The organism is Nocardioides sp. (assembly GCF_036374615.1).
GTDB lineage: Bacteria > Actinomycetota > Actinomycetes > Propionibacteriales > Nocardioidaceae > Nocardioides.
Genome location: NZ_DASUTK010000036.1, coordinates 24,956 through 38,746, shown reverse-complemented (window position 1 = coordinate 38,746; position 13,791 = coordinate 24,956). Strand labels below are relative to the sequence as shown.

15 protein-coding genes and 1 tRNA gene are annotated in these 13,791 nt (G+C 69.8%); 8 read left to right on the top strand and 8 right to left on the bottom strand.

Features of this window, described 5'->3' with window-relative positions:
* Positions 1-38 precede the first annotated feature (38 nt).
* From VFZ39_RS03110 to bcp, 3 genes are all read right to left on the bottom strand, one after another.
* Positions 39-123 (bottom strand) — tRNA-Leu (locus VFZ39_RS03110).
* Between the two features lie 12 nt (positions 124-135).
* Positions 136-654, bottom strand: coding sequence for an HNH endonuclease signature motif containing protein (locus VFZ39_RS03105; protein ID WP_330864261.1), 519 nt, complete (start codon positions 652-654; stop codon positions 136-138).
* Positions 655-693: 39 nt separating this feature from the next.
* The gene (gene bcp, locus VFZ39_RS03100; protein ID WP_330864260.1) at positions 694-1,164 is read right to left on the bottom strand and encodes a thioredoxin-dependent thiol peroxidase; all 471 of its coding nucleotides are present in this window, start codon (positions 1,162-1,164) and stop codon (positions 694-696) included.
* A gap of 68 nt (positions 1,165-1,232) precedes the next feature.
* Here bcp and VFZ39_RS03095 point away from each other — a divergent pair, with 68 nt between their 5' ends.
* The 6 genes from VFZ39_RS03095 to VFZ39_RS03070 are packed head-to-tail and all read left to right on the top strand — an operon-like array spanning position 1,233 to position 4,284.
* A complete protein-coding gene (locus VFZ39_RS03095) occupies positions 1,233-1,925 on the top strand; it encodes an energy-coupling factor ABC transporter permease (RefSeq protein WP_330864259.1) in 693 nt (230 codons plus the stop codon).
* The gene (locus tag VFZ39_RS03090) at positions 1,922-2,266 is read left to right on the top strand and encodes a PDGLE domain-containing protein (protein ID WP_330864258.1); all 345 of its coding nucleotides are present in this window, start codon (positions 1,922-1,924) and stop codon (positions 2,264-2,266) included. Before VFZ39_RS03095 ends, VFZ39_RS03090 begins: the two co-directional genes overlap by 4 nt.
* Complete coding sequence (gene cbiQ, locus VFZ39_RS03085) at positions 2,266-2,934, top strand: cobalt ECF transporter T component CbiQ (RefSeq protein WP_330864257.1); 669 nt, start codon at positions 2,266-2,268, stop codon at positions 2,932-2,934. Before VFZ39_RS03090 ends, cbiQ begins: the two co-directional genes overlap by 1 nt.
* Complete coding sequence (locus VFZ39_RS03080) at positions 2,931-3,686, top strand: energy-coupling factor ABC transporter ATP-binding protein (RefSeq protein ID WP_330864256.1); 756 nt, start codon at positions 2,931-2,933, stop codon at positions 3,684-3,686. The genes cbiQ and VFZ39_RS03080 overlap by 4 nt, the downstream gene beginning before the upstream one ends.
* On the top strand, positions 3,683-3,931 hold the full coding sequence (locus VFZ39_RS03075) for a DUF3618 domain-containing protein (RefSeq protein ID WP_330864255.1): 249 nt from the start codon (positions 3,683-3,685) through the stop codon (positions 3,929-3,931). The genes VFZ39_RS03080 and VFZ39_RS03075 overlap by 4 nt, the downstream gene beginning before the upstream one ends.
* Positions 3,932-3,984: 53 nt before the next feature.
* Positions 3,985-4,284 carry a GroES family chaperonin gene (locus VFZ39_RS03070; protein ID WP_330864254.1) on the top strand — a complete coding sequence of 100 codons (300 nt, stop codon included), beginning with the start codon at positions 3,985-3,987 and terminating at the stop codon, positions 4,282-4,284.
* 51 nt (positions 4,285-4,335) lie between these two features.
* Here VFZ39_RS03070 and VFZ39_RS03065 read toward each other — a convergent pair whose 3' ends face one another.
* Genes VFZ39_RS03065 through VFZ39_RS03055 form a run of 3 tightly spaced genes read right to left on the bottom strand, consistent with a single transcriptional unit; the run spans position 4,336 to position 7,030 of the window.
* On the bottom strand, positions 4,336-5,217 hold the full coding sequence (locus VFZ39_RS03065; protein WP_330864253.1) for an amino acid ABC transporter ATP-binding protein: 882 nt from the start codon (positions 5,215-5,217) through the stop codon (positions 4,336-4,338).
* On the bottom strand, positions 5,214-6,116 hold the full coding sequence (locus VFZ39_RS03060) for an amino acid ABC transporter permease (RefSeq protein WP_330864252.1): 903 nt from the start codon (positions 6,114-6,116) through the stop codon (positions 5,214-5,216). The genes VFZ39_RS03065 and VFZ39_RS03060 overlap by 4 nt, the downstream gene beginning before the upstream one ends.
* The gene (locus VFZ39_RS03055; RefSeq protein WP_330864251.1) at positions 6,113-7,030 is read right to left on the bottom strand and encodes a transporter substrate-binding domain-containing protein; all 918 of its coding nucleotides are present in this window, start codon (positions 7,028-7,030) and stop codon (positions 6,113-6,115) included. Before VFZ39_RS03055 ends, VFZ39_RS03060 begins: the two co-directional genes overlap by 4 nt.
* 150 nt (positions 7,031-7,180) lie before the next feature.
* Here VFZ39_RS03055 and VFZ39_RS03050 point away from each other — a divergent pair, with 150 nt between their 5' ends.
* On the top strand, positions 7,181-8,371 hold the full coding sequence (locus VFZ39_RS03050) for a sulfite oxidase (protein WP_330864250.1): 1,191 nt from the start codon (positions 7,181-7,183) through the stop codon (positions 8,369-8,371).
* Positions 8,372-8,383: 12 nt separating this feature from the next.
* Here VFZ39_RS03050 and VFZ39_RS03045 read toward each other — a convergent pair whose 3' ends face one another.
* Together VFZ39_RS03045 and VFZ39_RS03040 are read right to left on the bottom strand one after the other, a co-directional pair.
* The gene (locus VFZ39_RS03045; RefSeq protein ID WP_330864249.1) at positions 8,384-9,169 is read right to left on the bottom strand and encodes a thermonuclease family protein; all 786 of its coding nucleotides are present in this window, start codon (positions 9,167-9,169) and stop codon (positions 8,384-8,386) included.
* An 85-nt stretch (positions 9,170-9,254) separates the two neighbouring features.
* Entirely contained in the window at positions 9,255-10,241 is a 987-nt protein-coding gene (locus VFZ39_RS03040; protein WP_330864248.1) for a helix-turn-helix domain-containing protein, read from the bottom strand.
* A gap of 134 nt (positions 10,242-10,375) precedes the next feature.
* Between VFZ39_RS03040 and VFZ39_RS03035 the strand changes: the two genes are divergently transcribed.
* A complete protein-coding gene (locus VFZ39_RS03035; RefSeq protein WP_330864247.1) occupies positions 10,376-13,777 on the top strand; it encodes a S8 family serine peptidase in 3,402 nt (1,133 codons plus the stop codon).
* The last annotated feature ends 14 nt before the right edge of the window (positions 13,778-13,791 follow it).

Below are 13,791 nucleotides of genomic sequence, written 5' to 3'. Positions count from 1 at the left end.
GGTGCGTGCGCCCGGCGAGACTCGAAGTCGCGGTGTCCTGGTGCCGAAGGAGGGACTCGAACCCCCACGCCCGAAGGCACAGGTACCTAAAACCTGCGTGTCTACCCGTTCCACCACTCCGGCTCACGGCTGATCTTAGGTGCGATTCCCCCCGGGCCGCGCCATCGCCTGATCGATTGTGGTGTACCGGCCGCGGCTGCGGCCCGCGAAGTTCGGAGTCTGCGAGTGGCAGTTGGGGCACAGGAATCGGAGGTTGCACGCGAGGTTGTTGTGGTAGTCGCCATCGATGTGGTCGACGTCGAGGCGCAGTGGCCGCCCCTGCCACCAACCTTCGTTGCCGCAGCCCTCACAGCGGTGAGGTCGGCCGATCTCCTCGAGAGCGCGTCGCAGAAACGGAGGCTTCATCCTTCGAGATCCACGAGGGAGAAGGACGAGAATGTCGCGGGCCGTGCGTCGTCGTGCGGCGCTGCCGTTTCGATGCCGCACGAAGTGCGACGTGTCCAGCTCCATTGCCTTGATCGTCCGGCTCAAGTGACTGTGCGTCCCACCTGCCTGGTTGAGGCCGAGGTAACGGAGCACACCCGCGACCGAGGTGCTGTTGGCGACCGCGTCGCCCAACACCTCGCGGGTGTACTTCCGGTAGACCTTGCCCACGCCCGCAGGCTAGGCCCGTCTACTGACACGCCGACCGCATCAGGCCAGACCGAGGTCCTTGCGCAGCTTGGCGACGTGACCGGTGGCCTTCACGTTGTACTGCGCCAGCTCCACCTTGCCCTCTTCGTCGATGACGAAGGTGGAGCGGATGACGCCCTCGACGGTCTTGCCGTACAGCTTCTTCTCGCCGTACGCGCCGTAGGCCCGGTGTACCTCGAGCCCGGGGTCGGAGAGCAGCGTGAGGGTGAGGGCGTCGCGCTCGCGGAACTTGGCCAGCTTCGCCGGCTTGTCCTTGCTGACCCCGAGGACCTCGTACCCGGCGCCGCGCAGCGAGTCCAGCGAGTCGGTGAAGTCGCACGCCTGCTTCGTGCATCCCGGCGTCATGGCCGCGGGGTAGAAGTACACGATCACCTTGCGGCCCCGCAGGTCCGACAGCGTCACCTCGTCCTCGGTGTCGGAGGGGAGGGTGAAGTCGGGCGCGGGGTCGCCGGGAGAAAGCCGCTGGCTCATCGGTGTGGGTGCTCCTGTCCGTTCTGGATCGCTGTTGCAAACGATGTGCAACAAAGTACTCTCTTCATATGCACGTTCCCGACGGCTTCCTCGATGCCCCCACCTCGGTCGTGACCGGGGTGGTCGCGGCTGCTGGTGTGGCCCTGGCCCTCAAGGGCGCCCGTCGTGAACTCGACGACCGTACCGCCCCCATGGCCGGCCTGGTCGCGGCGTTCGTCTTCGCGGCGCAGATGATCAACTTCCCGGTCGGCGCCGGCACCAGCGGGCACCTTCTGGGGGGTGCGCTCGCCGCCGTGCTGGTGGGTCCGTTCACAGCCGCCCTGTGCCTCTCGGTGGTGCTGCTGGTCCAAGGACTGCTCTTCGCGGACGGCGGCGTCACCGCGCTGGGGACGAACGTCACGCTGTTCTCGATCGTCGCGGTGGGAGTCGGTTGGATCGTCTTCCGCGGGCTGCTGGCGGTGCTGCCGAAGCGACTGCCGACAGTGGCGCTCTGCAGCGGAGTGGCGGCGCTGGTCTCCGTGCCGGTGACCGCACTCGCGTTCGTCGGGCTGTTTGCGATCGGTGGGCAGGCACCGGTCTCGCTCGGCGCGGTCGCGACGGCCATGGTCGGATGGCATGTCCTGATCGGGATCGGGGAGGCGCTGATCACCACAGTCGTCGTCAGCAGTGTGCTGGCTGCCCGGCCCGACCTCGTGTACGGCGCTCGCGGCGTGCTCACCTCGCGACCGCTTCAGATCCGCACGGGGGAGGCCGCGACGTGAGGACCCGCAGCTTCGTCATCGGCGCCCTGATGGCGGCGTTCGTGCTCGCCGGGGTGGCGAGCTACTACGCCTCCGCCCACCCCGACGGGCTCGAGTATGTCGCCGCGAAGACCGGCTTCATCGACACTGCCGAGGACCACGCGGCGTCAGACGGGCCGATGGCCGACTACTCCGTCAAGGGTGTCGACAGTCCCCGGCTCGCCGGCGGACTCGCCGGCGTCATCGGTGTGCTCGTGACGCTCGCCCTCGCTGGCGGCATCGGGTACGCCGTGCGCCGCCGCCGGCCCGACCCGGAATCCACGCCGGAGCCGACGCCTGAGCAGACGCCGGAACAGGTCTGATGGGCGCCGGGCACGGCCACCGGCTGCACTACCACGGCCACTCGCCCCTTCACCGCGCCGAGCCCCACCTCAAGATCCTGGGCCTGCTCGGCTTCGTGCTGGTCGTCGTGGCGACGCCGCGCGAGTGGTTCCTGGCGTACGCCGGATACCTCGCCGTGCTGGCGGGGGTGGTCGCCGTCAGCCGGGTGCCGTTCCGGTACCTGCTGCCGCGACTCGTCGTCGAGCTGCCGTTCGTCATGTTCGCCGTGCTGCTGCCGTTCATCGCCCACGGCCCGCAGGTCCAGGTGTTGGGGATCGGCTTGAGCGAACCCGGTCTGCTGGCCGCATGGGGTCTGCTGGCGAAGGGGACGCTCGGCGTACTGGCCTCCCTGACGCTGGCGGCCACGACCGAGCCCGACGACCTGCTCCGCGGACTGCAGCGGCTCCGGCTGCCCGACCTGCTGGTGCAGATCATGGGCTTCATGATCCGCTACCTCGACGTCGTCACCGGCGACCTCCGGCGGATGCTGACCGCGATGCGGTCGCGCGGCTGCGACCCACGGTCCCCGCGGCACTGGCCCGCCCTCGCGAAGGCGCTCGGCGCGCTGTTCGTCCGCTCCTACGAGCGTGGCGAGCGAGTGCACCTGGCGATGCTGTCGCGCGGCTACACGGGGAGGCTGCCCTCGTGAGCGCACCGACCCTCGACGTACGCGGCCTCGCCTATGCCTATCCCGACGGGCACCAGGCGCTGTTCGGCGTCGACCTGCACGTCCACCCCGGGGAGCGGGTGGCGTTGCTCGGCCCCAACGGAGCCGGCAAGACGACGCTGGTGCTCCACCTCAACGGGATCCTGTCGGCCGGGGCGGGGTCGGTGTCGGTGAGCGGGCTGCCGGTGACCAAGGAGAACCTGCAGGAGATCCGGCGCCGGGTCGGCATCGTCTTCCAGGACCCGGACGACCAGCTGTTCCTCGGGTCGGTCCGGCAGGACGTCGCCTTCGGCCCGGCCAACCTCGGGTTGAGGGGCGAGGCGCTCGAGCGACGGGTGATGGCCGCGCTCGACAAGGTCGGCATGGCCGACTTCGCCGACCGCCCGCCGCACCACCTGTCCTTCGGCCAGCGTCGTCGGGTCGCGGTGGCGACCGTCCTGGCCATGGAGCCGGAGATCCTGGTGCTCGACGAGCCGTCGTCGAACCTCGACCCCGCGTCACGTCGCGAGCTGGCGGAGATCCTGCGCTCGCTGGACGTGACGGTGCTGATGGTGACCCACGACCTGCCGTACGCGCTCGAGCTCTGCCCTCGGTCGGTGGTGCTGTCCGACGGCGTGGTCGTGGCCGACGGAGCGACGTACGACGTGCTCACCGACGACGCCCTGATGCGTGCTCACCGCTTGGAGCTGCCCTTCGGATTCGACCCGCGACGCATTGATAGCCTGCCCGGGTGAGCAACGAAGTCACCTCCCTCGAGCGCGACATCGAGCAGACGCGCGAGCGTCTCGCCAACACGATCGACGAGCTGCTCCACCGCGCTCACCCGCGGACGATCGTGTCGCGCGAGGTGACCTCCCTGAAGGCGCACTTCGTCGACCCGCACACCGGCTCGCCGCGTACCGACAACATCCTCAAGGTGGCCGGCGCCGCGATCGGCACCGTGGCGCTCCTCGTGCTGATCCGGAGGGTCGCGAGCTGAAGGGCGAGTCGAAGGCGGCCGCCGCACGTACGGCGGACGGGGCGCCGATCAAGATGCTCCACGACCGGATCCTGGTCGAGATCGACCGGGACGCGGGGGAGCGACGCTCCAGCGGCGGGATCGTCATCCCCGCCACGGCCGCCATGGGTGCCCGGAGGCTGGCGTGGTCGAGAGTGATCGCGGTCGGTCCGCACGCCCGCTCGGTCGAGCGTGGTGACCGGGTTCTCTACGACCCGGAGGACAAGGCCGAGGTCGAGGTCCAGGGCGAGACCTACATGGTGATGCGCGAGCGCGACGTCCACGCCGTCGCCGCCGACCGGCTCGGCGACGAGGCGACCGGCCTCTACCTCTGACCAGGAGTCGACGCGGGGCCCGGGTCTACCGAAGGTAGTCCGCCGCAGAAATCACCTTCGGCGCGGGGCGAAACGGTGATTTCTGAGGCGGAGTATCCACCCCACCGTGCGGTCACCCCACAGCACGGCGTCGAGGAACCTCTGTGTCTCTGGATGCACCCCACCGCCGAACATCTCCTCGGGCGTGCCCTGGTCGAGGATCACGCCCTCGTGGAAGAACGCCATCCGGTGGGCGACCTCGCGGGCGAAGCCCATCTCGTGGGTGACCACGAGCATCGGCATGTGCATCTCGGTGGCCAGTCGCTTCATCACGGCGAGCACCTCGCCGATCAGCTCGGGGTCGAGAGCCGAGGTGGGCTCGTCGAAGAGCATCACCTCCGGCTGCATGGCGAGGGCCCGCGCGATCGCGACCCGCTGCTGCTGACCGCCCGACAACCGGATGGGGTGCTGGTCGGCCTTGTCGGCCAGCCCCACCTGGTCGAGCAGTTCCCGGGCCCGGCGCTCGACGGACGCACGGTCGTTGCGGCCCCGGATGTCCTCGGACCCGTCGACCGGTGCCGCCAGGAGTGTCCGCTCACCCTTCCCGAGGGCGAGCGGGCCGGCCATCACGTTCTCGAGCGCGGTGAGGTGGGGGAACAGGTGGAACTGCTGGAACACCATCCCGGCGTGCAGGCGGACCCTGCGGATCTGCTGGCGCTTGCGGCGGGTTCGGAAGCCGCCCGAGAGCTTCAGTCCGGCGATCTCGACCGTGCCGTCCGTGGGGTCCTCGAGGAAGTTCACGCACCGCAGCAGCGTCGACTTGCCGGACCCGGAGCGGCCGAAGACCACGATCACCTCGCCCCGGTGGAGCTCGAGGTCGATCCCACGCAGCACCTCGTGGCTGCCGTAGGACTTGTGGAGCCCTGAGACCCTGACCACGACGTCGTCGGTCATGCGCCACCGCCCCCGTGCTCGCGGGCCGGTCCGGTCACCCGACCGGCATCGCGTACGTACCCGGTGGCCAGCCGGGCCTCCAGCCGGCTCTGAAGCATCGTGAACAGCGCCGTCAGCACCCAGTAGAAGATGGCGACCAGCACGTAGGCCTCGAGGTTCTTGAAGTCCGCCTTGCCGACCAGCTGGCTCCTCCGGAACATCTCGGCGCTCGCCGCCGTGACCCCCAGGAACGACACGAGCGCCGTGTCCTTCATCATCGCGATGAACTCGTTGCCCGTCGGCGGGATGATCACGCGCAGCGCCTGCGGGAGGACGACGCGACGCATCTTGTTGACGTACGTCATGCCCAGCGCGTCGGCCGCCTCACCCTGGCCGTGGCTGACGGACTGGATGCCGGCCCGGAAGATCTCGGTCATGTAGGCCCCGTAGTTGAGGCCCAGGGCGATCGTCCCGGCCGTGGCCGCCTCCAGGATCAGCCGCTGCTCGAAGTTGGTGCCCAGGTCGGGGTAACGGTCGACCAGGTTGCCGCCGATCTGCGGCAAGGCGAGGTAGACCAGGAACATCTGCACGATCAACGGCGTGCCGCGGAAGAACGAGACGTAGAAGCCGGCGACGCCGTACAGGATGGGGTTGCTCGACAACCGCGCCAGGGCGCCGAGCATCGCGAGCACGGTGGCGAGGACGATGCCGCCCAGCGCCATCAGCATCGTGTACTTGAGCCCGCCGAGGATGAACGAGAAGTTCTCCCTCATCCACTCGGTGTCGTAGTCGGCGAGGTAGAACAGCACGCAGACCAGGGCCAGCAAGGTGACCCAGACGAGAGCGACCTTCAGCCGGAACGGGACCCGGGCGGACGCGAGGGCGAGGCGTTCCCACGCCCCGCCCTCGGTCTGGCTCACTGCTGGACCGTGAGGTCGAGCCCGCCGAACCACTCCTCGGAGAACCCGGTCAGCGTGCCGTCCTTGTGCATCTCACCGACGATCGTGTCGGTGGCCTCGACCAGGCTGGCAGGGTCGAGGTCGGAGCTCTTGTCGATCGCGACGCTGAGCGGCTCGTAGAACAGGGGGTCGCCCACGACCTTCACGGGGTTGCCCTCGTCGACGTACCCCTGCGCCACAGTGGCCGACGTCATCGCGGCGTCGAGGCGGTCGCCGTCACCGAGCGCGAGGTCCTGCAGCGCCGTGGTGTCGGTGTCGTAGCCCTTCACCGTCGCGTCGTCGATGACGAAGTCGAACGTGAAGCCGCTCATGCTCAGCGAGCCGTCGAGGTACTGCTCGTAGGTGCAGCCGCCGCACACGCCGATGGTCTTCCCGTCGAGGTCGGTGGTGACGTCGGTGATCGCCGTGTTGTCCTCGTGCACGAGTGCCACGGCCGGTGTGTAGTAGTAGGGCTGGGTGAAGTCCAGCACCTCCTGCCGGTCGTCCGTCGGCGTCATGGAACCGACGCTGACGTCCCACCGGCCGTTCCAACCCCCGGCGGTGATGACGTCCCAGGACGGCGTCTCCCACACGATCTCGACCCCGAGCCGGTTCGCGATCTCCGTGGCGACGTCGATGTCGAAGCCCACGTACTTGTCCTCCTTGGGCAGGTACTTCGACTGCGGCGGGTACGCCGGGTCCGTCGACACGGTCAGCACGCCGCGGTCGCAGATCTCGGCCAACAGGTCGTCCGTCGCGTCCGTCGTCTCGCAGACCGTTCCTTCCGCAGCGGGAGGTGAGTCGCCGTCCGAGCCCGCAGGCGTGCCGGTCTCGGCGTCGCCGCAGGCTGCGAGGAAGAGGATCGGGACGGCCACGATCGTGAGGACTCTTCGCATGGTGCTCCCTTGGTCCGGAGGATCCGAGACGGGGATCAGATTCCCATGACGGCCTCGCAAAGTGAACCGTGGCACGCAGGGACGGTTTCCCAGATCAGGACTCGGGATTGATTAGTAAGTCATGTGACTAACTATGATTAAGATGGCGTCATGACCCAGATGACCCGCCGAGCACTGCTCGGGAGCTCTCTCGCCGCCGGTACCACCCTGGCCCTGCCCACGGTCGTATCCCCGCTGACCGCCCACGCCGGCGCGCCGGCCATCCTCAAGCCTCTGCCACCGGAGTGGTTCACCGACTTCGGGTCGAACGCGGAGATGCGCTGGGACTCGGTGGACCCGTCGGCGCGGCTCACCCCGCAGCAGCGGCTGTTCGTGCGCAACCACACCGTGACGCCGCAGCTGACCCGAGAGTCGTACGCGCTGGAGGTCTACGGCGACGGGCTCGCGTCGCCGCGCGGGGTGACCGAGCCGATCAGGCTCACGTTCGCGGAGCTCCGCGCGATGCCGGTGACCCGGCTCGAGTCCACCCACGAGTGCACCGGCAACGGTCGGAGCTTCTTCACCCGTCAGCAGGGGCAGCAGGTGTCCGGCACCGGCTGGTCCCTGGGAGCGGTGGGCACGGTCCGGTGGGAGGGCGTTCGACTCGCGGACGTGCTGCGGCGCGTGGGTGTGTCCCCCGAGGCGGTGTCGGTGCAGGCCACCGGCCTCGACCCGTCCTACGTCACGGGCGGGACCGACTTCGGGCGGGTACGTCGACCCTTCCCGATCGACAAGGCGCTCGACGACGCGCTGCTGGCCTGGGGCATGAACGGCGAGGACCTGCTTCCCGACCACGGCTTCCCGCTCCGGCTGGTGCTGCCCGGATGGGTGGGCATCGCGAGCATCAAGTGGCTCGGGTCGCTCGAGGTGGCGCGTCGCCAGCTGACGTCGCCGTGGAACACGACGTGGTACACGATGACCGGCGGCGACTATCCGCCGGGCTCACCGCCACTGTCGGTCAACCCGGTCCGGTCGGCGTGGGAGCTGCCGTGGGGTGCGGAGCTCCGAGCCGGGCGGCCGGTCCGGCTGACCGGACGCTCCTGGAGCGGCGCGGGGGCTGTACGCCGGGTCGAGGTCAGCGTGGACGGCGGCCGCCGCTGGCGACCCGCCGTCCTCGACCGGCACAAGCGGGGACTCGGGTGGCGGCAGTGGTCCGTCACCACGGTGCTGCCCCGAGGCGCCCACACGTTGCAGGCCCGCGCGACCGACATCCACCGTCGGACGCAGCCGCTCGAGACGCCCTACAACAGCAACGGCTACTTCTTCGACGCGGTCGTGCGCCACCCGGTCGTCGTGCGCTGACCCCGCGACTGGCTACTCGCAGGCGGTGCCGTCGCCGTCCGCGTCGAGCCCGTGCGGATCGGTGCCGGACACGGCCACCGGGCCGTTCACGTCGGCGCAGTCGACGTCGGGCGGGTAGACCGGGACGCAGGGGGAGTAGCCGGGCGCGCAGCCGTTCTGCTGGCCGCCCTGCTGGCCGGTACCAGCGAACCCGACCGGGCGGGTCGGGCCCACCGGCTTGCTGCCTCGGTCGGCGGCGACGTACTTCGGCTCGCGAGGGTGGAAGCCGTAGCCGTCGCGTGAGTCGTAGCGCGCGATCGCGAGCCCGTGCCGCACCAGCGTGAGCCCGGCATCGACTCCGCCGACGTCGACGTACCGGAGCAAGCGGTCGTACTGGTCGCGGTCCTCGTCGGAGGGTGCCAGCACCACCTGCCGACCGAGCACCAGCTCGCTCAGCGCGTCGGCCGCCTTCTCGTAGCCGCACTCGCCGCGCTCCGGGGTGTCGATCCCGACCAGCCGCACCCGTTCCCCGTTGCCGAGGTCGACGGTGTCGCCGTCGATCACCTCGACGACCAGCCACGTGCGCTCGTGCATCTCGGGTGTGCGGTGATCGCGGGGCCGGTCCACCGGCTCGCCGTCCTGCTTCCCGTCCGATCGGGTTCCGGTCCGGCCACCCTCACTGGCGGGAACGGCGTCCGGTCGGTCCGGCGTCGTCTCGACCTGCGGTGCCGTACGTCGAGGTCGCTCGTCGCTCTCGGACGGGGACGCGACGAACCACACGACGAGGGCGGCGACGACCACCCACATCCAGCGGGGCATGCGTTTCACTTCGGGCTCCAACGGGTCGGGTCCCCAGCAGGCTAGGTCGCGCTGCCGGGCCGCGAGGCGTAATCGACGAACTCGCCTATCGAGCCAGCCAGCCCCGATGCCCGGCCTGCAGCCCGAGCTGGAAGCGAGTGGTGACGCGGGCCTTGAGCATCAGCTGGTGGACGCGTCGCTGAACGGTGCGCAGCGAGAGACCGAGCTGGCCCACGATGGCCTGGTCGGTCAGTCCGGCTCGCAGCATGGTCAACAGCTGCTGGTCGATGTCGTCGAGCTCGTCGCCCACCACCTCGCGCGTGCCGTCGTCGCTCGTGCGGATGGGGTTGGCCTCCTGCCAGACCAGGTCGAAGAGGGAGACCAGCGCGTCGAGAAGGCCGCTGGGGCGCACCAGCAGCGCACCCACCTCGGGCTCGGTGGTCCCGTTGGAGATCAGGGGCAGCAGGGCGAGCTCACGGTCGGCGACCAGGAGTCGCAGGGGGACGGAGTCGCCGACGCGGACCTGCTCACCGTGCTCGACCGACTCGGCCACCATCTCGGAGTAGCCCGGCTGCTCGAAGGCCGAACGCTCGAGCACGACCCGGTAGGCGACGCCGCGGCTCAGGGCCACCTCCTCGTCGACGTTCTCTGCGGCCGACACGACGGCGACCTCGGCCTTCACCAGTGCGCACACCTCACGTCTCGCGCCGCGCTGCAGCTGGGCGAAGTGCTGGGCCACCGCCTGCCGGCCGCGGACGACGTCGATGACGTCTGTGTGGGTGCGCGCTGACGCCGCGCCGCGGTAGAGCTCTGTGAGGGCGTTGAGCTCCAGCTGGGCGCGGCGGATGTCCTGCTGGCGGTCCACGATGAGCGATCCGAGCGCCAGGTCGGGAGGGGTCGCCACGTACTGGTCCGGGCTCGCGACCGAGCGCGCGACCAGCCCCTTGGCCTCCAGCTCGTCGAGTGCGTGCAGGATCTCCGCGACCTCGGCATGAACGGTGTCGGCGAGCGCCTCAGGCGACCCCGAAGGGAGCTGGACCAGGTGCCGGTAGGCACGCTCCTGGAGTTCGTCGAGACCGAGCACGCCGAGCATGGTTGCACCTTACTGCCAGCCCCTCGGGCGCGATCTGATGGCGGAATAGTGTCATGGCATCTTTCCGCCGTTGCCGTCCTGAGCAGGCTCTGACACTTTCGTGTCGTCTCCTCCGGAACCCCCACCGAAAGGTCATGATGTCCAGACTCACGGGCCCCGCAGTCGGCGGGCTCGCCACTGTCGTGGTAGCCAGCCTCCTTGCGGGAGGACAGTCACAGGCGAGCGCAGACCCAGCCACCGACGCAACGCCGCTCATCGGCCGGTCCTCGACGACGTCCACCGAAGACCCCACCCCGGTCACCCTGATCACCGGCGACCAGGTGCTCGTCACCACCGCCGCCGACGGCACCCCGTCAGCGGTCGTGAGGTCCGACGGTGACCACTACTCACGGCGGGTCGGCGACGACCTCTACGTCATTCCCGCCGACGCGCAGTCGGCGCTGGCGGCGGACCGGCTGGACATCGAGCTGTTCAACGTCACCGGCCTGATCGAGCAGGGCTATGACGACGACAGCAGCGAGACCCTGCCGCTGATCGTGGAGGGCGCGGTTCCGCAGACCCGCGGACCCTCGGCGGTGACCGTGGAGACCCAGTTGGAGTCGATCGACTCCACGGCCGTCTCCGTCGACAAGGAGCGTGCCGCGGCGGCGTACACCCAGCTGGTCGGCGGCAGCGCCCGCTCCACGAGTGCCGTGCAGAAGATCTGGCTGGACGCCAAGGTCGAGGGCAGCGGGCTGGAGCTCGACCCCGCGACCGGAGTCGAGCAGAGCGGTGCACCGAAGGCCTGGCAGCTCGGATACGACGGCGCCGGCACCAAGGTTGCGGTGCTCGACACGGGCTACGACGCCGAGCACCCCGACCTCGTGGGCCAGGTCGTCGCTGCGGAGGACTTCACCGGCCAGGGCGTCGAGGACCGCGACGGCCACGGCACCCACGTGGCGTCCACGGTCGCCGGCAGCGGCGCGGCGGACGCCTCGAAGGTGGGCATGGCACCAGGAACGGACCTGCTGATCGGCAAGGTCCTCGGGTTCGGCGGTGGCCAGGAGTCGTGGATCATCAACGGGATGGAGTGGGCGGTCGCGGAGGACGCGGACGTGGTGAACATGAGCCTCGGGTCCAACCAGCCCACCGACTGCACGGACCCGATGGCGCAGGCCGCGCAGCGACTGTCCGAGCAGACCAAGACCCTGTTCGTGATCGCTGCCGGCAACGCCGGCGCCCGCGAGACGGTCTCCTCTCCCGGTTGCGCCGAGGGTGTGCTGACCGTCGGTGCGGTCGACCCGGACGGCGAGACGGCCAGCTTCTCCAGCCGCGGAGCCACCCTCGGCGAGCACCGCGTGAAGCCTGACATCGCCGCTCCCGGCGTGGCGATCGTCGGCGCCCAGAACAACAGCCCCGGCGGCATCCACTACACCGCCATGTCAGGGACATCGATGGCCTCTCCGCACGTGGCCGGGGCCGCCGCGCTGGTGCGCCACGCGCACCCGGACTGGACCGCGCAACAGGTCAGGGCCGCCCTCGTCGGCTCGGTCAAGGCGGATGCCCGGGGCACCGTGTATGACCAGGGTGCCGGAGAGCTGTGGACGCCCAGCGCGATCCGGAGCACCGTCACCAGCGACGTCAGCGTGCAGCTGGCCAGCTTCGACTGGCCGCACGGCCGCGACGAGAGGGTCACCAAGCAGGTCAGCTACTCCAACGTCTCCGACCGGGCGGTGAAGCTGAACCTGAAGGTCGAGGACATCACCGGCGCTGACGGCCGAAGGATCTCGTCCGACGCGATCATCCTCCGTTCGCACACCGTCACCGTCCCGGCACACGGGACCGCCACGGTCGGGGTGGTCGCCCGCGGCGACCTGGGTGGGCTCCGCAACACGGCGTACGGCGAGATCGGCGGCCGGATCGTGGCCGAGGGCAGGGGCGCCTCGAAGGACGTCGAGGTCACGACTGCGGTGGGCTTCTGGCTCGAGCCGAAGACCGTGACCGTGACCGTGAAGGGAGTCAACCGCAACGGCGAGGCGGCCACGTCCGGCTTCCTCGACATCAGCGACCTGCACCAGCCCAGCCGCGCGGTCCAGTTCTTCACCGGAGCGGACCTCACCATGCAGGTCCGTGCGGGGAGCTACAACATCAGCGCGTTCATCCGCACCCCCAACCCCGACGGGACCTCCGCCTACGCGTGGGTCGGCGACCCCGAGGCCAGGTTCACCAAGGACACCACCCTGACTCTGGACGCACGCACGGCGCGCGAGGTGTCGGTGAGCGGGGACAGGGCGCTGAAGATCCGCTCCGGCTCGCTGGGCTTCCAGCGCGTCTGGGACAACCGCTGGGTCGTGGGCAACTCGGTCTTCGCGGCGAACGACCCCACGTTCTATGCGGCGCCGAGCAGTCGTGCCGACAACGGCGACTTCACGTTCGGGACCTACGTGCGGGCCTACGACCCCGCCGTCGCCGTCCAGGACAGCAGCTACGTCTACAACCTGGCGTTCACCGACGACCGGGTCTCCTCCGACCAGTCCCACGTCGTCTCTGATGCCGGGCTGGCGAGCGTGACGGAGAACTGGTACGCGCAGCGCCGGCCCGGATGGGCTCCCGAGGACTGGTCACGCGTGATCCCGGACGACGGCACCGGGCCGTTCTTCACGTCCAGCGGCAGCCGGGTGGCCGCACCCGGCACCCGGACGGCGTACTACACACCCGGCGTCGCCTGGCAGCAGCTCGCGTCCGGCAGCGGGTTCCGCACCATGCCGGAGACGTGGTTCGACCCGGTCCGCACCTACCGCGCAGGCGACCACCGGGAAACCGACTGGTTCAAGCTGCCGCACGCCACCGCGATGGCCGTCAATCCCGACGGCAGCCCGGCCCGGATCGCCGAGCGCCAGGGTTCCCTGGTCGGCTTCGCGTTCCCGGTCTGGCAGGACAGCGTCGATGGCCGCGTCGGAGCTGGTGGGTTCGCGGACATCGGCAACATGCAGGTCTGGCAGGACGGGACCCTTCTCGAGCACAGCGCGTTCCCGTCCGGCCAGTGGGACGTCGGCACCGAGGCGAGCAGGCTCAAGGTCCAGGTGAACCAGTTCCGGCTGACCCGGAACCAGGTGTGGGAGCTGGGTCTGGCTACGGTCAGCCGGTTCGAGTTCATGACCAGCCGGCCCCAGGGTGACACCGTCCAGGCGCTGCCGGTTGCGCTGCCCGGCTACGACGCTCCGGTTGACGGGCTGAACACCGCCCCCGCCGAGGCCGGCTTCCCGGTGAGTGTCGCCTTCCAGGGTCAGGACGGGTACGACCCCGGAACGATCGGCGAGTTCACCGCGAAGGTGACCTTCGACCCGATCGACATCGCCGACGTCGCCGGGCAGGCCAGGCCGCTGGAGTCCTACAACTGGATCGACGCACCCGTCGTCCAGCAGGACGGCCACTGGGTGGCGCTGGTCGACAACTCCGCCGCGGCCGGGAAGGTCGCCTCGCTCTGGATCCGGGCCGAGGACTCCCACGGCACCCGGACCGAGCAGTTCACGTTCAACCTGTACGGCGTCCAGTAGGACGCCTGACACTC